This is a genomic window from Streptomyces sp. NPDC051109, from assembly GCF_044455885.1.
Taxonomy (GTDB): Bacteria; Actinomycetota; Actinomycetes; order Streptomycetales; family Streptomycetaceae; genus Streptomyces.
Genome location: NZ_JBITFF010000008.1, coordinates 226,326 through 247,159 on the forward strand (window position 1 = coordinate 226,326; position 20,834 = coordinate 247,159).

Here is a 20,834-nt window from a genome sequence, read left to right on the forward strand (position 1 = left end):
CGTTGGACCTCAACTCTGCGCCTGGAAACACCAATCGGATCACCACTGAGATCACGTCAGGAACGCGAATCAACAGGAGGTTGTCATGAGGATCATCTGGCTTCGTCTGCGGTCGGCGATGAGCGGTCGTGCGAACGACGCGGGCATGTCCACTTCGGAATACGCCATGGGCACGATCGCGGCATGTGCGTTTGCGGCCGTTCTGTACAAGGTGGTGACGAGTGACGTGGTCTCCACTGCACTGCAGTCGACCATCGGGAAGGCGCTCGATGTGCCGTTCTGAGGAAAAGCGCGGGCGGCCGGGCGACCGCGGATATGTGACGGCGGAGGCCGCCCTGGTGATTCCCGCGCTGGTGCTCTTCGCGGCGCTGCTGGTGTGGGCGCTGATGGCGGGGGCCGCGCAGATCCGGTGTGTGGATGCGGCCCGGGCCGGTGCCCGGGCGGCGGCCCGCTCGGAGCCGCCGGATGTGGCGGAGGCGGCGGCCCGGTCGGCCGCCCCGGCGGGGGCGGAGGTGGGGCTGGAGCGGGAGGGGGACCTGTGGCGGGTCCGGGTGTCGGCGCCGGCGCCGGGCCCGGGCGGGCTCCCGGTGCGGCTCGGAGCACAGGCGGTGGCCCTGGCCGAGGACAGCGTGGGGCCGCCGCCATGAGCCGGGACCGGGACCGGGGGTCGGCGACGGTGTGGGCCGCGCTGGTGGCGACGGTGCTGGGGGCGGTGTTCGGCGGGGTGCTGCTGCTCGGCCAGGCCGTCGTGGCCCGGCACCGCGCGGCGGCGGCTGCCGACCTGGCGGCCCTGGCGGCGGCTGCCACCTGGACCCACGGTCCCGAGGCCGCCTGCGCCGCCGCCCGCCGCGTCGCCGGGGCCCAGAGCGCGGCGGTGAGCGTCTGCACCGTCCGCGGTGAGGTGGCCGAGGTGGCGGCCCGGCCCGCGACCGGCCCCTTCGCCCCGACGATCGCCGCCCGGGCGGGCCCGCCCGCGGCCGGCCCCGACCGACCCGGGACTCCCCGTACGGGGGCGCTCAGGCGGGCGGGGCCTGCGACAGGAGGCGGGTGAGGAGGCGGATCGCACCGCGTTTGTGGAGGGGGTCGTTGCCGTTGCCGCACTTCGGGGACTGGATGCAGGACGGGCAGCCGGCCTCGCATTCGCAGGCGGCGATCGCGTCGCGGGTCGCCGTCAGCCAGGCGCGGGCCGTGTGGAAGGCCCGCTCCGCGAATCCGGCGCCACCGGGGTGGCCGTCGTAGACGAACACGGTCGGGAGGAGGGTGTCGGGATGCAGCGGGACGGAGACCCCGCCGATGTCCCAGCGGTCGCAGGTGGCGAAGAGCGGGAGCAGGCCGATGGAGGCGTGCTCGGCGGCGTGCAGGGCGCCGCCGAGGATCTCCGGGTTGATCCGGGCCTCGTCGAGCTGGTCCTCGGTCACGGTCCACCACACGGCCCTCGTGCGCAGGGTGCGCGGCGGCAGGTCCAGCTTGGCCTCGCCGAGCACCTCGCCGGTGATCAGTTTGCGGCGCAGGTACGAGACGACCTGGTTGGTCACCTCGACCGAGCCGAAGCACAGCCGGGCCGGACCCCACGGGATCTCGGTCTCGGTCTCCAGGACGGAGATGGAGGTGGTGTCGCGCGCGGTGGTCGAGAACGGCGGGCTGGACTCCTCGACCAGCGCCACCGAATCCTCCAGGTCCAGCTGCTTCACCAGATAGGTGCGGCCCTGGTGGAGGTGGACCGCCCCTTCGTGGACGGCGGTGTGGGCCGCCGACTCGTCGACGGTGCCCAGCAGGCGCCCGGTGGCCGCCTCGACGATCTGCACCGGGCGGCCGCCCCCGCCGCGGATGTCGGTCAGGTCCGAGGCCCGCTCCCGGCGTGTCCAGTGCCAGGCCGTCGCCCGGCGGCGCAGCAGCTTGGCGGCCTCCAGCTGCGGGATCAGTTCGGCGGCCGCCGGGCCGAACAGGGCGAGGTCCGGCTCCGTCAGCGGCAGCTCGGCGGCGGCCGCGCACAGGTGCGGGGCGAGGACGTACGGGTTGTCCGGATCCAGCACCGTGGCCTCCACCGGCCGGCGGAACAGAGCCTCCGGATGGTGGACCAGATAGGTGTCCAGGGGGTCGTCCCGGGCGATCAGCACGGCCAGGGCGCCCTGCCCCGAACGCCCGGCCCGGCCCGCCTGCTGCCACAGGGAGGCCCGGGTGCCCGGGTACCCGGTGATCAGGACGGCGTCCAGCCCCGAGACGTCCACGCCCAGCTCCAGGGCGGTGGTGGCGGCCAGGCCGAGCAGCTCGCCGGAGTGCAGGGCCCGCTCCAGGGACCGGCGCTCCTCGGGCAGGTAGCCGCCCCGGTAGGCCGCGACACGCCGGGGCAGGGACCGGTCCACCTCGGCCAGCCGCTCCTGGGCGATCACCGAGATCAGCTCCGCGCCGCGCCGGGAGCGGACGAAGGCGACCGTGCGGACGCCCTGGACGACCAGGTCGGTCAGCAGGTCGGCGGTCTCGGCCGTGGCGGTGCGGCGCACCGGGGCGCCCTTCTCGCCCCGCAGCTCGGTCAGCGGCGGCTCCCACAGGGCGAAGACGACCTCGCCGCGGGGGGAGGCGTCGTCGGCGACCTCCAGGACCGGCAAGCCCGTCAGCCGGGACGCGGCGGCCGCCGGGTCGCTCGCGGTGGCCGAGGCCAGCAGGAAGACCGGATCGGCGCCGTAGCGGGCGCACAGCCGCCGCAGGCGGCGCAGTACCTGGGCGACGTGGGAGCCGAATACGCCCCGGTAGGTGTGGCACTCGTCGATGACCACGTAGCGCAGCGCGCGCAGGAAGGAGGACCAGCGGGGATGGGCGGGCAGGATCCCCCGGTGCAGCATGTCGGGGTTGGTGAGCACGTAGTTCGCGTACTGGCGCACCCATTCGCGTTCTTCCACCGGCGTGTCGCCGTCGTAGACCGCGGGCCGGACCGCGTGGCCGAGGGGCGCGGCCAGCTCTCGTACGGCTCGCCGCTGATCGGCCGCCAGGGCCTTGGTCGGTGCCAGGTACAGGGCGGTCGCACCCCTGCCGTTGGGGGCCTCGGCGCCGTCCGCGAGGGCGGAGAGCACGGGCGCGAGGTAGGCCAGCGACTTTCCCGAGGCGGTGCCGGTGGCGACGACCACCGACTCGCCGTCCAGGGCGTGCTCGGCGGCCGCGGCCTGGTGTGCCCACGGCTGTTCGATGCCCGCCGCCTGGATCGCGGCTACGACATCCGTTCGGATGCGGTCGGGCCAGACTGCATGACGACCCTCCCGAGGGGGCAAGTGCTCCGTATGGGTGATGCGCGCAGCTCGAGAAGGCCCCCTTGAGAGCCGGTCCAGAACCGTGCCGGGAGTGGGTCGAGAGTCCTCGGGTGCCGTGGGCCGACCGGGACGGTGAGTATTGGCCATTGGAACCGAGTGTGTCACCGGCGTGCGGGACAATGGTCGGAAGGCGTCGTGCGCGCCTGCCGGTAAGTGATTGAATGCCATCGCGGCAGCCAATCCCTCCCCTGCCTACGGGTGGGGAGGCCCCTGGGGGGCGCCGCTCGATAGCAAGGTGCTGGAGGATCCGTGGACCTGTCCCTGTCGACTCGCACTGTCGGCGACCGCACGGTCGTGGAGGTCGGTGGCGAGATTGATGTGTATACCGCGCCCAAGCTGCGCGAGCAGTTGGTCGAGTTGGTGAACGACGGCAGCTACCACCTGGTTGTCGACATGGAGCGAGTGGACTTCCTCGACTCCACCGGGCTTGGTGTGCTCGTGGGAGGTCTCAAGCGCGTCCGTGCACATGAGGGCTCGCTGCGTCTGGTGTGCAACCAGGAGCGCATCCTGAAGATTTTCCGCATCACCGGCCTGACGAAGGTGTTCCCGATCCACACGACGGTGGAGGACGCCGTCGCAGCCACCGACTGACGGTTCACCCTCCGCGGCGCCGCGAGGCGCCGCGGAGGGAGCCCAAGAGGAGCGGGGGCGCGGGCCGACAGCGGTCCGGGCCCCTGTAAGGCACGCCCGTAGTCCGAGGGGGACGCGCATGGCCACCGTTGAACTGCGCTTCAGCGCCCAGCCCGAACACGTCAGGACGGCCCGCCTCGTCGCGGCCGCCGTGGCGCGGCGGGCAGGCGTGGACGAAGCCGTGCTCGACGAGGTCCGCCTCGCCGTCGGCGAGGCCTGCTCGCGCGCCGTCGGTCTGCACCTCAGCAACGGGCTGACCGCGCCCGTCCGGGTGGTTCTGACCGAGGAGGAGAAGCTGTTCTCCATCGAGGTCGGCGACGAGGTGCCCGGACCGGCCGGCGGCCCGGAGGGCGCCGTGTCCGGAATCGACGCCGCCCTGGACCCGGACACCGAGACCGAGGACGAGATGGGCCTCGCGGTGATCAGCGGGCTCGTCGACGACGTCGAGGTGACGAGCGGGGAGGGCGGCGGGACCATCCGGATGAGCTGGCCCGTGTCCGGCGGGTCGAATCTCCCGTAGCCCCCACCCCTTCGGAGATTCTTCCGATCTTCATCAAGGCCCTGCTGAGCAGGGCCTTTTTTCATACCCCCACGGCATTTTCTAGATCAATGATCAGGCGTCAATGCCTTTGCCCCATTACCTCTTTCGGGGGTAATGGAGTGACAGGATCTATTGCTGAGGAGCAAGAGCAGGCCAATTCCGTTTCCTGCGCACTGTTTTGATCGGGAAGAGCTCCCTACAATCCGTCCACATCTTGAGCTCATCACGTCAAGGAGGACGAATGACGGGGCTCTTCACCCCCAACGCGCCGATCGGAAACTCCGATCTGGCAGCAGCCGTACTCACCGATGACAATCGGCTCATCGTCATGGTGATCGCGGGCGTGGCACTTGCCGCACTCGTCGTCGCGCAGATCCTGGTCCGCCAGGTTCTCGCAGCGGACGAGGGAACCGACAGCATGAAGAAAATCGCCGCCGCGGTCCAGGAAGGCGCCAACGCCTACCTCGGCCGGCAGCTGCGCACCCTCGGGATCTTCGCCGTCGTCGTGTTCTTCCTGCTCTTCCTGCTCCCCGCCGACGACTGGACGCAGAGGGCGGGACGTTCCGCCTTCTTCCTCGTGGGCGCCATCTTCTCGGCGGCCACCGGCTACATCGGCATGCGTCTGGCGGTCCGCGCCAACGTGCGCGTCGCCGCCGCCGCGCGCGAGGCCACCCCCGCCGAGGGCGAGCCCGCCAAGGACCTCACCGACGTCGCGCACAAGGCCATGCGGATCGCCTTCCGCACCGGCGGCGTCGTCGGCATGTTCACCGTCGGCCTGGGCCTGCTCGGCGCCTCGTGCGTCGTCCTGGTCTACGCCGCCGACGCCCCCAAGGTCCTGGAGGGCTTCGGCCTCGGCGCCGCCCTGATCGCGATGTTCATGCGCGTCGGCGGCGGCATCTTCACCAAGGCCGCCGACGTCGGCGCCGACCTGGTCGGCAAGGTCGAGCAGGGCATTCCGGAGGACGACCCGCGCAATGCCGCGACCATCGCCGACAACGTGGGCGACAACGTCGGCGACTGCGCCGGAATGGCGGCCGACCTCTTCGAGTCGTACGCCGTCACCCTGGTGGCCGCGCTCATCCTCGGCAAGGCCGCCTTCGGCGACCTCGGCCTCGCCTTCCCGCTGATCGTCCCCGCGATCGGCGTCGTCACCGCCATGATCGGCATCTTCGCGGTCTCCCCGCGCCGCTCCGACCGGAGCGGGATGACCGCGATCAACCGCGGTTTCTTCATCTCCGCCGTGATCTCGCTGGTCCTGGTCGCGATCGCCGTCTTCGTCTACCTGCCGTCCAGCTACAAGGACCTCATCGGCGTCGAGAACGCCACGATCACCAACCACACCGGCGACCCCCGCATCCTGGCCCTCGTCGCCGTGGCGATCGGCATCCTGCTCGCGGCCCTGATCCAGCAGTTGACCGGCTACTTCACCGAGACCAGCCGCCGGCCCGTCCGGGACATCGGCAAGTCCTCCCTGACCGGCGCGGCCACCGTCGTCCTCGCAGGCATCTCCGTCGGCCTGGAGTCCGCCGTGTACACGGCGCTGCTCATCGGCCTCGGCGTGTACGGGGCGTTCCTGCTCGGCGGCACGTCGATCATGCTCGCGCTCTTCGCGGTGGCCCTGGCCGGCACCGGCCTGCTCACCACCGTCGGCGTCATCGTCGCCATGGACACCTTCGGGCCCGTCTCCGACAACGCCCAGGGCATCGCCGAGATGTCCGGCGACGTCGAGGGCGCCGGTGCGCAGGTCCTGACCGACCTGGACGCCGTCGGCAACACCACCAAGGCCATCACCAAGGGCATCGCGATCGCCACCGCCGTGCTCGCCGCGGCCGCGCTGTTCGGCTCGTACAGCGACGCCATCGCGAACGCGGTCAAGGAAGTCGGTGCCAAGGCGGGCGAGATGAACCTCAGCCTGGACATCGCCCAGCCCAACAACCTGGTCGGCCTGATCCTGGGCGCGGCGGTCGTGTTCCTGTTCTCCGGCCTCGCCATCAACGCCGTCTCCCGCTCCGCGGGCGCCGTCGTCTACGAGGTGCGCCGCCAGTTCCGCGAGCACCCCGGGATCATGGACTACACCGAGAAGCCCGAGTACGGGCGCGTCGTGGACATCTGCACCAAGGACGCGCTGCGCGAGCTCGCCACGCCCGGCCTGCTCGCCGTCCTCACCCCGATCGCCGTCGGGTTCTCGCTCGGTGTGGGCGCGCTCGGCTCGTTCCTCGCGGGCGCCATCGGCACCGGCACCCTGATGGCGGTCTTCCTCGCCAACTCCGGTGGCGCGTGGGACAACGCGAAGAAGCTCGTCGAGGACGGCCACCACGGCGGCAAGGGCAGCGAGGCCCACGCCGCGACGGTCATCGGCGACACGGTCGGCGACCCGTTCAAGGACACCGCCGGTCCCGCGATCAACCCGCTGCTGAAGGTCATGAACCTGGTGGCGCTGCTGATCGCCCCGGCGGTCGTGCAGTTCAGCTACGGCCCCGACACGAGCGCGACCGTGCGCGCGGTCGTCGCGGCCTTGGCCATCGCCGTCATCGTCGGCGCGGTCTACATCTCCAAGCGCCGCGGCATCGCGGTCGGGGACGACTCCGAGGGCGAGGGCGCGGCCGCCGAGCGGGTGGCCCAGCAGGCCGATCCCGCGGTGGTTTCCTGACCCGAGGGGTGACCCCCGGAGGGGTCTGCGGGCCGACCGGCCCGAGGACTCGAAGGTACGCCCGAAAGGCGGACGGGCGGCGCGGACTGACGCGCCGTCCGTCCGCCTTTCTGCGTGCCCGGATGGCGGGCGTGTATCTTCCGGGCCGAGAGCCTTCGAAGGGACCAATCCGGTGAACAAGAAGTTTGCGGCCGCAGTGTCCGGCGGTGCGGTGCTGATGCTCGTGCTGTCCGGCTGCGGCGGCGATGAGACGGACGACAAGGCCAACGCCTGGGCCAAGAAGGTCTGCGACAAGTGGCAGCCGGAGCTGAAGAAGATCGAGACCGCCAACGCCGACATCAAGCGGGTGGCGACCGAGAGCAGCAAGCCCGAAGAGGTGCAGACGACCGACTCCGCGGCGTTCGGGACCATGTCCGCGTCGTACAAGGCGATGGGGACCGCCCTGCAAGGGGCCGGGGTTCCGCCGGTCAAGGACGGCCAGACGACGCAGGCCACGGCCATCAAGGGCTTCGAGGAGTCGTCCAAGGGCTACGCCGACTTGAAGACGAAGATGGAAGGCCTGGACCCGAAGGACCAGACGAAGTTCGCCGAGGGTCTCAAGGAGGTGGCCGGCGGACTCGAAGCGGCCACCAACGGCGGCAAGAACGCGCTCAGCACGCTCAAGGCCGGCGGCCTGGACAAGGCGATGAACAGCCAGAAGGGCTGCCAGGTCGCGGCCCCCTCGGCGTCGCCGAAGTGAGGTAGCCCGCGGGCGCCGTTGCCGGCGGACGCGGCATCGGTACGCCGACCGGGGCGGCCGGGTTCCCCGGAACCCGGCCGCCCGGCACATGCCGGGCCGGCGGCGGCGCGGCGCGCACGCGTCGGCGCAGGATCCCGGCATCCGGAACCGGCCGCCCTGGCACACGCGTCGTCGGCTCAGCGGCCGCGCGGCATACGCATCGGCGCCGGCAGCCGACACAATGGACGGGTGAGTACCACCAGCCTCCCCACGCCCGACCGCGCCGCCGAACTCCGCACGGCCCTGCTCGCCGCCGGCTTCACCGCCGACGGCCTGCTCGACCTGCTCGGCGCCCCCGCCTACGCCGCGCTGGCCCGCAGCGAGACGGTCCCCGCCCTGCGCGCCACGCGCGGCTCCGGCGACGGCCCGCTCGCGAGCCTGGTCCGGCTGTTCCTGCTCCAGCAGCCGGAGCCGTACGTCAACGCCGCCCGGGCGCTGCCCGTCGAAGCGGCGGTGGCCGACGGCTGGCTGCGCCGGGAGGGCGATGAGGTGCACGCCACCGTCGACGTGCGCCCGTACGGCGGACCCGACGGCGAGGACTGGTTCATCGTCTCCGACCTCGGCTGCGCCGTCGGCGGGGCCGGCGGGATCGGCAGCCGCGAGGAGGGCGTTGTCCTCGGCGTCGGCGGGGCCTCCACCACCCTGGCCGGGATCACCGTCCGCACCCCGGTCGGCAGTGCCCTCGACCTCGGCACGGGATCCGGCATCCAGGCCCTGCACGCCGCCCAGCACGCCACCCGGGTCACCGCCACCGACGTCAACCCCCGGGCCCTGGGCTTCACCCGGCTGACCCTGGCGCTGTCCGGCGCGCAGGAGGCCGAACTGCTGCAGGGGTCGCTGTTCGAGCCGGTCGGCGAGGCCACGTACGACCTGATCGTGTCGAATCCGCCGTTCGTGATCTCTCCCGGCGCGCGGCTGACGTACCGCGACGGCGGGATGGGCGGCGACGACCTGTGCCGGACCCTCGTCCAGCAGGCCGGAGCGCATCTCAACCCGGGCGGGTACGCGCAGTTCCTCGGCAACTGGCAGCACGTGGAGGGCGAGGACTGGCACGACCGGGTCCGCGCCTGGGTGCCGCGCGGCTGCGACGCGTGGATCGTGCAGCGTGACGTGCAGGACGTCACGCAGTACGCCGAGCTGTGGCTGCGCGACGCGGGCGACCACCGCACCGACCCCGCCGAGTACGCGCGGCGGTACGAGGACTGGCTGGACGAGTTCGAGGCCCGCAAGACCAAGGCCGTCGGCTTCGGCTGGATCACCCTGCGCCGCAGCGACGCGGCCGAGCCCTCCATCGTGGTCGAGGAGTGGCCGCACGCGGTGGAGCAGCCGCTCGGCGACGCCGTCGTGGCCCACTTCGCCCGGCAGGACTACCTGCGGGACCACGATGACGCGGCCCTGCTGGAGGCCCGCTTCGTGCTGGCGGCGGAGGTCGTCCAGGAGCAGGTCGGCGCGCCCGGCGCGGAGGACCCGGAGCACGTGGTGCTCCGGCAGAACCGGGGGATGCGGCGGGCGACCAAGGTCGACACGGTCGGGGCCGGCTTCGCCGGAGTGTGCGACGGCTCACTCACGGCGGGCCGGATCCTGGACGCGATCGCGCACCTGGTGCAGGAGGATCCCGTCGTGCTGCGGGACCGGACCCCGGAGGCGATCCGGGTACTGGTCGAGCAGGGATTCCTGGAGCCGGCAGCAGGCTGACCGGCCCCGGCCGCCCCCCGGGGCGCGCCCGGCCGGCCCGCTCCGCCGGCTTCTCCGAGCTCCGCCCGCGGCTTGGCCGGCGGCCCGGTCGGCGGCCTCGTCCGAGACGTCCGGCCGTGGCCGAAACCCTCATGTAACCCGGGGTTCGCAGGCCGCGGCGCAGCGCCTGGCGGGCTCGCCCGCAGGGGTACGGCCGGGGGCCGGCCACGGGGGCCGACCGGGACCCGGAGAGCGGCCCGGGAGCAAGCGGGAGTAAGGGGGGAACGGCACGGAGAGCGGTCCGGCGATCTTCGCGGCGACCGTGTTCCTGCTGTTCGGAACGGCTCTGCCGGGCTGGACGGGGATGTGCGCGGCGCGCCGGGCGCCAGTGGCCGAGGGTGTGCGCCCCGCCGTGGCCGTACCGCCGGTGCTCCTCGCGTCCGGGACCTCTCTGGCGCTCGGAGTCCGGCGTCTCGTACGACGGTGATCCCGGGCCGGGTCGCAGGCCTGATCGGAGCCCGATCAGAGTCGCGGTCAGCGGTCGGCCGCCGGCGCGCCGACCCGCGCGATGTGCGTCGTAAACGGGACGTCAGAGCGGGTGCGGGGGCGGGGCCAGACGGCCCCCTGGCCACTCGGCCCGGTGATCGCTACGGGTCCGGCGGGGTATCCGGGCGGCAGAAATGGCACTTGTCGGGTTACCGTTCGAGTGGCCGTTGCGGGCTTCCGCCGTTTGACACGGGGGCGGGTTGTACCGTCACACTCCGCAGCGTCGCCGTACCGCGACCGAGTGCCGACCGGAGAGAAGAGCCAAGTTGTCCCCGACTAGCGAGACCGCAAAGGGCGGCCGCCGACTCGTCATCGTCGAGTCCCCTGCCAAGGCGAAGACGATCAAGGGCTACCTCGGCCCGGGATACGTCGTCGAGGCGAGCGTCGGGCACATTCGCGACCTCCCCAACGGCGCCGCCGAGGTGCCCGACAAGTACACGGGCGAGGTCCGCCGCCTCGGCGTGGACGTCGAACACGACTTCCAGCCGATCTACGTCGTCAACGCCGACAAGAAGGCCCAGGTCAGGAAGCTCAAGGAGCTGCTGGCCGAGTCCGACGAACTCTTCCTCGCCACCGATGAGGACCGCGAGGGCGAAGCCATCGCGTGGCACCTGCAGGAAGTCCTCAAGCCCAAGGTCCCCGTCCACCGGATGGTCTTCCACGAGATCACCAAGGACGCGATCCGCGACGCCGTCGCAAACCCGCGCGAGCTGAACCAGCGCATGGTCGACGCCCAGGAGACCCGACGCATCCTCGACCGCCTCTACGGCTACGAGGTCTCGCCGGTCCTGTGGAAGAAGGTCATGCCGCGGCTGTCGGCCGGCCGCGTCCAGTCCGTGGCCACCCGCCTCGTCGTCGAGCGGGAGCGCGAGCGCATCGCCTTCCGCTCCGCCGAGTACTGGGACCTGACCGGAACCTTCTCCACCGGCCGCGCCGGTGACGCCTCCGACCCCTCGACGCTCGTCGCCCGCCTGAACACGGTGGACGGAAAGCGCGTCGCGCAGGGCCGCGACTTCGGCTCGAACGGGCAGCTCAAGAGCGAGGTGCTGCACCTCGACGAGGCGAACGCGCGGGCGCTGGCCGCCGCGCTGGCGGACACCTCGTTCGCCGTCCGCTCGGTCGAGTCCAAGCCGTACCGCCGCTCCCCGTACGCCCCGTTCCGCACGACGACGCTCCAGCAGGAGGCCTCGCGCAAGCTGGGCTTCGGTGCGAAGGCGACGATGCAGGTGGCGCAGAAGCTGTACGAGAACGGCTTCATCACGTACATGCGTACGGACTCCACCACGCTCTCCGACACCGCGGTGTCGGCGGCGCGGGCGCAGGTCACGCAGCTCTACGGCGCCGACTACCTGCCGGAGAAGCCGCGCGTCTACGCGGGCAAGGTCAAGAACGCGCAGGAGGCGCACGAGGCGATTCGTCCTTCGGGTGATCGTTTCCGCACCCCCGCCGAGACGGGTCTGACCGGCGACCAGTTCCGCCTGTACGAGCTCATCTGGAAGCGGACCGTCGCCTCCCAGATGAAGGACGCGGTCGGCAACTCGGTCACCGTCAAGATCGGCGGCCGAGCGTCGGACGGCCGGGACGCCGAGTTCACCGCCTCCGGCAAGACGATCACCTTCCACGGGTTCATGAAGGCGTACGTCGAGGGCGCGGACGACCCGAACGCCGAGCTCGACGACCGCGAGAAGCGGCTGCCGCAGGTCGCGGAGGGCGACGCGCTGTCGGCCGAGGAGATCACGGCGGACGGCCACTCGACCAAGCCGCCGGCCCGCTACACCGAGGCCTCGCTGGTCAAGGAGCTGGAAGAGCGGGAGATCGGCCGCCCGTCGACGTACGCGTCGATCATCGGGACGATCCTGGACCGCGGATACGTCTTCAAGAAGGGCACGGCGCTCGTGCCGTCCTTCCTGTCGTTCGCCGTGGTCAACCTGCTGGAGACGCACTTCGGGCGGCTCGTCGACTACGACTTCACGGCCAAGATGGAGGACGACCTCGACCGCATCGCGCGGGGCGAGGCCCAGTCCGTGCCGTGGCTGAAGCGCTTCTACTTCGGCTCCGAGGACGCGTCGGAGGTCGTACCGGCCGACGGCGACCACCTCGGCGGTCTGAAGGAGCTCGTCACCGACCTCGGCGCGATCGACGCCCGGGAGATCTCCTCCTTCCCGGTCGGCGAGAGCATCGTGCTGCGCGTAGGCCGCTACGGGCCGTACGTCGAGCGCGGTGAGAAGGACGCGGAGGGCCACCAGCGGGCCGACGTGCCGGACGACCTGGCGCCGGACGAGCTGACGGTCGAGTACGCGGAGGAGCTGTTCGCGAAGCCGAGCGGCGAGTTCGAGCTGGGCAAGGACCCGGTGAGCGGGAACGAAATCGTCGCGAAGGACGGTCGTTACGGGCCGTACGTGACGGAGATCCTTCCCGAGGGCACGCCGAAGACGGGCAAGAACGCGGTGAAGCCGCGGACGGCCTCGCTGTTCAAGTCGATGAGCCTGGACACGGTCACGCTGGACGACGCGCTGCGCCTGATGTCCCTTCCCCGGGTCGTGGGCGCGGACGCGGAGGGCGTGGAGATCACGGCACAGAACGGCCGCTACGGCCCGTACCTGAAGAAGGGCACGGACTCGCGGTCGCTGGAGACCGAGGACCAGCTGTTCTCGATCTCCCTGGACGAGGCGCTGGCGATCTACGCCCAGCCGAAGCAGCGGGGGCGCGCCGCGGCGAAGCCGCCGCTGAAGGAGCTGGGCACGGACCCGGTCAGCGAGAAGCCGGTCGTGGTCAAGGACGGCCGCTTCGGCCCGTACGTGACGGACGGCGAGACGAACGCGACGCTGCGGCGGGACGACGACGTCGAGACGATCACTCCGGAGCGCGGCTACGAGCTGCTGGCGGAGAAGCGCGCGAAGGGCCCGGCCAAGAAGACGGCGAAGAAGGCCCCGGCCAAGAAGGCGCCCGCGAAGAAGGCCACGGCGACGAAGACCGCCGCGGCGAAGAAGACGACGACGGCCAAGAAGACCGCCGCGAAGAAGACGACGACGGCCAAGAAGACGGTCGCGAAGAAGGCGGCCGCGTCGGCCCCGTCGTCGGACGACTAGCAGACGCCTGGCAGACGCCCGGCAGACGGCCGGCAGGCGTCGGGGCCCGTGCGATCCGCACGGGCCCCGACGCCGTCCGGCCAGGTGCGGCCGGGGTCACACCGGACGGTTATCCACAGGCTCCGCAGCTGCCAAGCGCAGCGGATAGGCTGGGCGGATGACGCGAGCCGAGCAGCCAACGGTCGTGACCGCCCCCGCGAACCCCACCTACGACGAAGCCCTCGCCGCGGATTCCCGCGAGCGGGCGGTGCGAGCCCTGCTGCGCACGCCCAGGCTGCGCCGGCTGTGGAGCGCCCAGCTGGTGAGCGGCATCGGCGATGCCCTCGCCCTGCTGGTGCTGGTGCTGCTGGCCTTCCAGACGGCCGTCTCCGAAGAGACCTTCGGCGGCGGCTACCAGGGCTGGGCCCTCACCGTCGCCGCCGTCTTCGCCGTCCGGATCGTCGCCACCTTGATCTTCGGCGCGGTCCTCCTCGGTCCGCTGGCGGGGCTGCTCGCCCCGAAGGAGGCCGGCGGCAAGCTGGACCGCCGCTGGACGATGATCGGCGCCGACGGGATCCGGCTCGGCCTGTTCGTCGTCGCCCCGCTCTGGCTCGACTGGATCCCGGCCCATGCGCTGACCGCGCTACTGGCCACCGTCTTCGTCTCCGGAGTCGCCGAGCGCCTCTGGACCCTGGCGAAGGACAGTGCGGCTCCCGCCCTGCTGCCCTCGCCGCCGCCCGAGGGGGCGACCGTACGGCCGCTGCCGGACCACCTCGACGCGCTGCGCCGGCTGACCCTGCGCACGTCCTTCGCCGCGATGCCCGTAGCCGCCGCCGTGCTGCTCGTCGCGACCCTGGTCGGCAAGGCCCTCGGCCTCGGCGTGGAGTGGTTCGCCGAGAACCAGGCCGCCCTCGGCTCGTACGTGGCCTCCGGCCTCTTCGCGGCGTCCGTCTCGCTGCTGCTCCCACTGGTGCTGCCCGGGGCGAAGACCCCGCGCCCGCGTTCGCCGCTGGAGGGCCTGCGGGCCCCCAAGGCGGGGGACCGCCCGGAGAAGGGCCGTACGGGGGCCGTTCCCCTGCTCGTCCTGGCCTGCGCCGCCGTCGCCGGAGCCGTGGCCAGTGCGGCCGCCGTCTCCGTCCTGCACGCCTTCGACCTGGGCGGCGGCCCCGCCACCTTCGCCCTGCTCGTCCTGGCCCTGCTCGGCGGCACCGCCCTCGGCATCCGCGCCACCCAGGCCGGCAAGGTGCTGCCCGCGCTGTCCCGGCGCCGGCTGCTCGCCCTGGCCATCGCGGCGGCCGGGCTCGCGCTGCTGCTGACCGGGCTGGTCCCGGACACGGCGACCGTGCTCTTCCTGTCGCTGCTCGCCGGCACCGCCGCGGGCGTCGCCGCCAACACCGGGCACACCCTGCTCGACCAGGAGACCGAGGAGTTCCGCCGGGCCCGGGTCACCGAGCACCTGCAGGCCGTCGTGCGGGTGGCCGTGGGCGTCGGAGCCGTCCTCGCCCCAGTCCTCGCCGCGGCGATCGGCCCGCACCGGCTGGCGGCCGGGGACGTGGTCTTCGAGCACGGCGGGGCCGCCTTCACCCTGATGCTGGTCGGCGCCCTGCTGCTGCCCGTCGCCGTCGTGGTGCTCGCCAAGGCCGACGACCGCAGCGGCGTACCGCTGCGCCGCGATCTGCGCGAGGCGCTGCGCGGCGGGGAGCCGGTCCAGGCGGCGTCCGACGCCGGGTTCTTCATCGCCCTGGAGGGCGGGGACGGAGCCGGAAAGTCCACCCAGGTCGAGGCCCTGGCCGACTGGATACGGGGCAAGGGCCACGAGGTCGTCGTGACCCGCGAGCCCGGGGCCACCCCGGTCGGCAAGCGGCTCCGCTCGATCCTGCTCGACGTCTCCTCGGCCGGGCTGTCGAACCGCGCCGAGGCCCTGCTGTACGCCGCCGACCGCGCGGAGCACGTGGACACCGTCGTACGGCCCGCCCTGGAGCGCGGCGCGGTCGTCATCTCCGACCGCTACATCGACTCCTCGGTGGCCTACCAGGGGGCCGGCCGCGATCTGTCCCCGACCGAGATCGCCCGGATCTCGCGCTGGGCCACCGACGGGCTCGTGCCGAACCTGACCGTACTGCTCGACGTGTCGCCGGAGGCGGCCCGCGAGCGGTTCACGGAGGCCCCGGACCGGCTGGAGTCGGAGCCGGCCGAGTTCCACCAGCGGGTGCGGGCCGGGTTCCTGACGCTGGCCGCGGCCGACCCCGGGCGCTACCTGGTGGTCGACGCCGGGCAGGACCCGGAGTCCGTGACCACGGTCGTCCGCCACCGCCTGGACCGGATGCTGCCGCTCTCGGAGGCCGAGGTGGCCGCCCAGGCCGAGGCCCGGCGCAAGGCCGAGGAGGACGCCCGGCGCAGGGCCGAGGAAGAGGCGGCGCGCAAGGCGGAGGAGGAGCGGCTGCGCGCGGAGGAGGAAGCCCGGCTGAAGGCCGAGGCGGAAGCCGCCCGGATCAAGGCCGAGGCCGAGGCCGCCCGCAAGGCGGAGGAGGAGCGGCTGCGCGCCGAGGAGGAGGCCCGCGCCCGGGCCGAGGCCGAGCGGTTGCGCGCCGAGGCCGAGGAGAAGGCCCGCGCGGCGGAGCAGGAGCGGCTGCGCAAGCAGGCCGAGGAGGAGGCCCGGCTGCGCGCCGAGGCCGAGGAGCGGCGGCTGGAGAAGCAGCGGCGTGCCGAGGAGGCCCTGCTGAGGGCCGAGGAGGCGCGCCGGCTGGCGGAGGCCTCGGCGGCAGCGGCGGCTGCGCGGGCCGCGGCGGCGGCGGCGGCTTCGGCTGCGGCGCCTGCGCCGGCCCCCGCCCCGGCTCCCGAGACGCCCGCGGCTCCCGCTGCTCCCGCCCCCAAGGTTCCGATGACCAAGGAGCCGCTGCCGGACGACGCCGTGACGGTGGAGACCCCGCTGGTCAAGCGGGTCGTCCAGCCGGACGACGTGACGCAGACGGTCCCGGTGCCGAAGGTCGACCCGGCGGCGGAGACCTCGGTCCTGCCCGCCGTCCCGCCGGCCGGCCCGGCGGACGAGACGGCGGTCCTGCCGCCCGTACAGGCATCCGGTCCCACCGACGAGACGGCGGTCCTGCCGCCCGTACGGCCGTCCCGTACGACCCCTCCGGCCGGTCAGGCCCCGTCCGGCCCGGCCCGGTCCGCCACGCGGCCGACGGCCCGGCGCCCGGAGGAGAGCCCGGCCGACCGGGTGCCGCCGGGCATCTTCCGGGATGCCGGCGAGGACGCGACCCGCGAGCTGCCGGTCTTCGGGGCCGACGGCCGCCCGGGCGGGCAGGGACAGGAGGACGGGCAGGGTCAGCCCACCCGGCCGAGCAGGCCGCGGCCCGCCTGGGCCGAGGAGACCCCGCTGGACGACCTGCCGACCCTGGCGGACGAGCTGCTCGGCCCGCGCCGGGACGACGACGAAGAGGGCGGTCCGCGCCGCCGCCGCTGACGGGGATTGTCAGTGGCGCACGCCACACTGGGGGCGGGCGGGAGCAGCACGAGCGGCACGGACGGCCGAGGCACGACGGCCGGTGAAAGGCGGTGGGCGGGATGCCCGTATGGGACGACCTGGTGGGACAGGAGCGGGTTCAGGCGCAGCTGGCCGCAGCCGCTCGTGACGCCGACGCCCTGGTCACCGCCATCGAGACCGGGGCGGCGCCGCCCGCCGCGTCCAAGATGACCCACGCCTGGCTGTTCACCGGCCCGCCCGGCTCCGGGCGGGCCACCGCCGCCCGCGCCTTCGCGTCCGCGCTCCAGTGCACCAGCCCGGACCGCGCCCTCGGCGGCGAGCCGGGCTGCGGGTTCTGTGACGGCTGCCACACCACGCTGGTCGGCACGCACGCCGATGTGGAGATCGTCCGTACCGATCTGCTGTCCATCGGTGTGAAGGAGACGCGCGACCTGGTCCGCCGGGCGCAGCTCTCCCCGGCCGTGGGCCGCTGGCAGGTCATCGTCCTGGAGGACGCCGACCGGCTGACCGAGGGCGCGGGCAACGTGCTCCTCAAGGCCGTGGAGGAGCCCGCTCCGCGGACCGTGTGGCTGCTGTGCGCGCCCTCGCTGGAGGACGTGCTGCCCACCATCCGCTCCCGCTGTCGGCATCTGACCCTGCGCACCCCGCCGGTCGCCGCCGTCGCCGATGTGCTGGTCCGGCGCGACGGCATCGAGCCCGCCGTCGCCGCGGCCGTCGCGCGCGCGACGCAGGGGCACATCGACCGGGCCCGCCGGCTCGCCACCGACGAGTCAGCCCGGGCCCGCCGGGCCGCCGTGCTGAAGCTCCCGCTGCGCATCGACGACGTGGGCGGCTGCCTCAAGGCCGCCCAGGAGCTCGTCGACGCCGCCGCCGAGGATGCCAAGCAGGTCGCGGAGGAGGTCGACACGAAGGAGACCGAGGACCTGCGGGCCGCGCTCGGCGCCGGAGCCGGCACCGGTGGACGCATGCCGCGCGGCACGGCGGGCGTGATGAAGGAGCTCGAAGACCGGCAGAAGCGCCGCCGAACCCGTACCCAGCGCGACACCCTCGACCTGGCGCTGACCGACCTCACCGGCTTCTACCGGGACGTGCTGGCCCTCCAGCTCGGCTCTTCGCTGGCGATCGCGAACGAGGAGATACGGGCCGACCTCGACCGGATCGCCCGCGAGTCCGGACCGGAGCGCACCCTGCGCCGGATCGAGGCGATCATCGCCTGCCGCGAGGCGCTGGACCGCAACGTGGCCCCGCTCCTCGCGGTCGAGGCGATGACCATGTCGCTGCGCGCGGGCTGAGCGAGTCGGCGCCCCGCCCGCGTTTACCCCTTCACCCGTATGAGCGATCCGCACAGGTCGTGCTGCACGGCGTGGGCTCCCGGCGGGCCCGCGGTGCGCCACCGGGCGGCGGGAGGCCGCGGCGTGCGCCCGCCCGGCCGGGCTGCCCGGCAGGCCGTAGGCTCCGAGAATGGACACCAGTCGCCTGCTGCGTACCACCGGAACCGTGATCGCAGCCGCCGGGCTGCTGCTCTCCGGGTGCTCTTCGGCCGGCTCGGGGGGCCCGCAGGCGGCCGCCTCCTCGTCCGGGGTCGCCGCGCGGTCGGCGGCTCCGACCGCGGTACCGGCGGCGCTGCGCCCGTACTACGAGCAGAAGCTGATCTGGCGCGAGTGCGGTGTCCCCGGGTTCCAGTGCGCCACGATGAAGGCCCCGCTGGACTACGCGCACCCCGAGTCCGGGCAGGACGTGGACATCGCCGTGGCCCGCCGCCAGGCCACCGGCCCCGGCAAGCGGCTGGGCTCGCTGGTGGTCAACCCGGGCGGACCGGGTGGCTCCGGCATCGGGTACCTCCAGGGGTACGCGGGCATCGGCTACCCGGCACCCGTCCGCGCCCGGTACGACATGGTCTCCTTCGACCCGCGCGGGGTGGACCGCAGCAGTCCCGTGCAGTGCCTGACGGGGCCCGAGATGGACAAGTTCACGCAGGTGGACCAGACACCGGACAACGCGGCGGAGCGCGCCGGGCTGGTGACCGCGTTCAAGGAGTTCGCCGACGGCTGCAAGGCCCGTTCGCAGCGGGTCCTGCCGCACGTCTCCACCGTCGAGGCGGCCCGCGACATGGACATGCTGCGCGCGGTGCTGGGCGACGAGAAGCTGACGTACGTCGGCGCCTCGTACGGCACCCTCCTCGGCGCGACGTACGCGGACCTCTTCCCCGGCCGGGTCGGCCGCCTCGTCCTGGACGGCGCGATGGACCCCTCCCGTCCGGCGCTCGAAATGAACCGGGACCAGACCGGGGGCTTCGAGACGGCGCTGCGTTCCTTCTCCAAGGACTGCGTGAAGCAGTCCGACTGCCCGCTCGGCAAGGGCAGCCCGGAGGCGGTGGCGGACCGTCTCCAGGAGTTCTTCCGCAAGGTCGACGCCCAGCCCGTGCCCAGCGGCGATCCGGCCCGCCCCCTGGGGGAGTCCCTCGCCACGACCGGGGTGATCGCGGCGCTGTACGACGAGAGCGCGTGGCCGCAGCTGCGGGAGGCGCTGTCGGCGGCGATGAACGGCGACGGGTCCGGCCTGCTCGGCCTCGCCGACAGCTACTACGAGCGCGAGCCGGACGGGAAGTACGCGAACCTGATGTTCGCGAACGCCGCGGTGAACTGCCTCGACCAGCCGCCCGCCTTCACCGGCCCGGAGGCGGTGGACGCGGCCGTGCCCTCCTTCGAGAAGGCCTCCCCGGTGTTCGGGGCGGGCCTCGCCTGGGCCTCGCTGAACTGCGCGTACTGGCCGGTCAAGGCCACCGGCGAGGCCCGCGCCCTGAACGCGAAGGGCGCCCCGCCGATCGTGGTGGTCGGCACGGTCCGCGACCCGGCGACCCCGTACAAGTGGGCCCAGGCCCTGGCGAAGCAGCTCGACTCGGGAGTCCTGCTCACGTACGACGGCGACGGGCACACGGCGTACGGGCGCGGCAGCTCCTGCATCGACACGGCGATCAACACGTACCTCCTGCAGGGCACCCCGCCGCAGGACGGCAAGAAGTGCAGCTGACGCCCTGAATCACCCCATATGCGATACATGTCCGACCCCCGAGCAATGCGGTTCGGGGCACCCCGTTCGAGCCTGTAGACTTGGCGCCGCTGCTGATGAGAGCTCCTCTCCAAGGGAACACTTGTCTACCCAGCGGTGCCGCCTTAGCTCAGTTGGCCAGAGCAACGCACTCGTAATGCGTAGGTCTCGGGTTCGAATCCCGAAGGCGGCTCTGTGGAAGCCCCAGGACTCACTCGCCGTGACCTGGGGCTTTTGCTATTCCGTACGCCGTTCCCTGCCGGCGGACCGATGGCGGCCCTCACGACCTCCCCCGGGGGAACGCGTATGACGGTGCACACTGCGATGCCGCTCGACGGAGCACCGCCCGCGCCTGACCGCGTCTGGTACGCCGCCTACGGCTCCAACATGCACATGGACCGCCTTGCCGCGTACATCGCGGGAGGCAGGCCCCCGGGCGCCACGCGTACGTACCCGGGATGCCGGGATCGGCGGGCGCCGGAGCGGTCCATCGCGGTGGAGCTGGCAGGCCGCCCCTACTTCGCGACCGAGTCCCCGGTGTGGACGGGTGGGCGCGGTTTCTACGATCCGACCGCCCCGGGCCGTACGCGTGGACGCGCGCATCTGGTCACGGTGGGCCAGATGTCCGACATCGCGGCGCAGGAGATGTGCGAGGAGCCCGGACGCGACCTCGACCTCGCGACGGTTCTTCGCGAGGGCCGCTGCGAGGTGGGCCGCGGGCGCTACGAGACCCTGATCTGTCCCGGAACGATCGACGGCATCCCCGTACTGATGTTCAGGGCGCCGTGGACGCTCCAGGACGTGGACGTGCTCATGCCTTCTGCGGCGTACCTGCGGTAGCTGGCCGGCGGACTCCTGGAATCCGGCCCCTGGGAAAAGCGGGACCTCTCCGACTACTTGGCCGCGTGCCCGGGCGCGGCGGGCAGCTGGACGGCCCATCAGGTACTGGAACTGCCGACTGCCGACATCACACAGTGAACCGGCGGCGGTCGACGCCCCGGACCACACCAAGGGTGATCAAGGCGGAGCCGGCGACCCGGGGCGTCCCCACGAGGGGTGACCGGGCCGGTGCGGGGCTGGGGGTCCGGTCGCCGGGGGGTGGGGGTGGGG

The 20,834-nt window shown here is 72.9% G+C and carries 14 protein-coding genes and 1 tRNA gene; 14 read left to right on the forward strand and 1 reads right to left on the reverse strand.

Annotation, left to right across the window (positions count from 1 at the left end; genetic code table 11):
- Positions 1 to 85: 85 nt before the first annotated feature.
- Genes ACIBAD_RS17700 through ACIBAD_RS17710 form a run of 3 tightly spaced genes read left to right on the forward strand, consistent with a single transcriptional unit; the run spans position 86 to position 1,051 of the window.
- A complete protein-coding gene (locus ACIBAD_RS17700; RefSeq protein WP_134072531.1) occupies positions 86 to 283 on the forward strand; it encodes a DUF4244 domain-containing protein in 198 nt (65 codons plus the stop codon).
- On the forward strand, positions 270 to 647 hold the full coding sequence (locus ACIBAD_RS17705) for a TadE family type IV pilus minor pilin (RefSeq protein ID WP_398907608.1): 378 nt from the start codon (positions 270 to 272) through the stop codon (positions 645 to 647). Before ACIBAD_RS17700 ends, ACIBAD_RS17705 begins: the two co-directional genes overlap by 14 nt.
- Complete coding sequence (locus ACIBAD_RS17710; RefSeq protein ID WP_398907610.1) at positions 644 to 1,051, forward strand: Rv3654c family TadE-like protein; 408 nt, start codon at positions 644 to 646, stop codon at positions 1,049 to 1,051. The genes ACIBAD_RS17705 and ACIBAD_RS17710 overlap by 4 nt, the downstream gene beginning before the upstream one ends.
- Here the strand turns inward: ACIBAD_RS17710 and ACIBAD_RS17715 are convergent.
- The gene (locus ACIBAD_RS17715; protein WP_398907612.1) at positions 1,017 to 3,470 is read right to left on the reverse strand and encodes a DEAD/DEAH box helicase; all 2,454 of its coding nucleotides are present in this window, start codon (positions 3,468 to 3,470) and stop codon (positions 1,017 to 1,019) included. The two genes, ACIBAD_RS17710 and ACIBAD_RS17715, sit on opposite strands and share 35 nt — an antisense overlap.
- Positions 3,471 to 3,551: 81 nt before the next feature.
- Here ACIBAD_RS17715 and bldG point away from each other — a divergent pair, with 81 nt between their 5' ends.
- The 11 genes from bldG (at position 3,552) to ACIBAD_RS17770 (ending at position 20,564) form a co-directional block, all read left to right on the forward strand.
- Positions 3,552 to 3,893, forward strand: a complete 342-nt coding sequence (gene bldG / locus ACIBAD_RS17720) for an anti-sigma factor antagonist BldG (RefSeq protein WP_030152678.1) — start codon at positions 3,552 to 3,554, stop codon at positions 3,891 to 3,893.
- Between the two features lie 118 nt (positions 3,894 to 4,011).
- Entirely contained in the window at positions 4,012 to 4,452 is a 441-nt protein-coding gene (locus ACIBAD_RS17725) for an ATP-binding protein (RefSeq protein WP_134072523.1), read from the forward strand.
- A gap of 262 nt (positions 4,453 to 4,714) precedes the next feature.
- Complete coding sequence (locus ACIBAD_RS17730; RefSeq protein ID WP_398907615.1) at positions 4,715 to 7,123, forward strand: sodium-translocating pyrophosphatase; 2,409 nt, start codon at positions 4,715 to 4,717, stop codon at positions 7,121 to 7,123.
- Between the two features lie 172 nt (positions 7,124 to 7,295).
- Entirely contained in the window at positions 7,296 to 7,862 is a 567-nt protein-coding gene (locus tag ACIBAD_RS17735; protein WP_134072521.1) for a small secreted protein, read from the forward strand.
- Positions 7,863 to 8,090: 228 nt separating this feature from the next.
- The gene (locus tag ACIBAD_RS17740; protein ID WP_398907617.1) at positions 8,091 to 9,596 is read left to right on the forward strand and encodes a methyltransferase; all 1,506 of its coding nucleotides are present in this window, start codon (positions 8,091 to 8,093) and stop codon (positions 9,594 to 9,596) included.
- 791 nt (positions 9,597 to 10,387) lie between these two features.
- Positions 10,388 to 13,210, forward strand: a complete 2,823-nt coding sequence (topA, locus tag ACIBAD_RS17745) for a type I DNA topoisomerase (protein ID WP_134072516.1) — start codon at positions 10,388 to 10,390, stop codon at positions 13,208 to 13,210.
- Positions 13,211 to 13,367: 157 nt separating this feature from the next.
- Positions 13,368 to 16,655: a dTMP kinase gene (gene tmk, locus ACIBAD_RS17750; protein WP_398907619.1), complete on the forward strand. Its 3,288-nt coding sequence runs from the start codon at positions 13,368 to 13,370 to the stop codon at positions 16,653 to 16,655.
- Between the two features lie 101 nt (positions 16,656 to 16,756).
- Positions 16,757 to 17,968 (forward strand): DNA polymerase III subunit delta', encoded by a 1,212-nt coding sequence (locus tag ACIBAD_RS17755; RefSeq protein WP_134072512.1) that lies wholly within the window; start codon positions 16,757 to 16,759, stop codon positions 17,966 to 17,968.
- Positions 17,969 to 18,137: 169 nt separating this feature from the next.
- Positions 18,138 to 19,706, forward strand: a complete 1,569-nt coding sequence (locus ACIBAD_RS17760) for an alpha/beta hydrolase (protein ID WP_398907622.1) — start codon at positions 18,138 to 18,140, stop codon at positions 19,704 to 19,706.
- A gap of 137 nt (positions 19,707 to 19,843) precedes the next feature.
- Positions 19,844 to 19,917, forward strand: a tRNA-Thr gene (locus tag ACIBAD_RS17765).
- Positions 19,918 to 20,030: 113 nt separating this feature from the next.
- Entirely contained in the window at positions 20,031 to 20,564 is a 534-nt protein-coding gene (locus ACIBAD_RS17770; protein WP_398907624.1) for a histone deacetylase, read from the forward strand.
- Positions 20,565 to 20,834 lie beyond the last annotated feature (270 nt).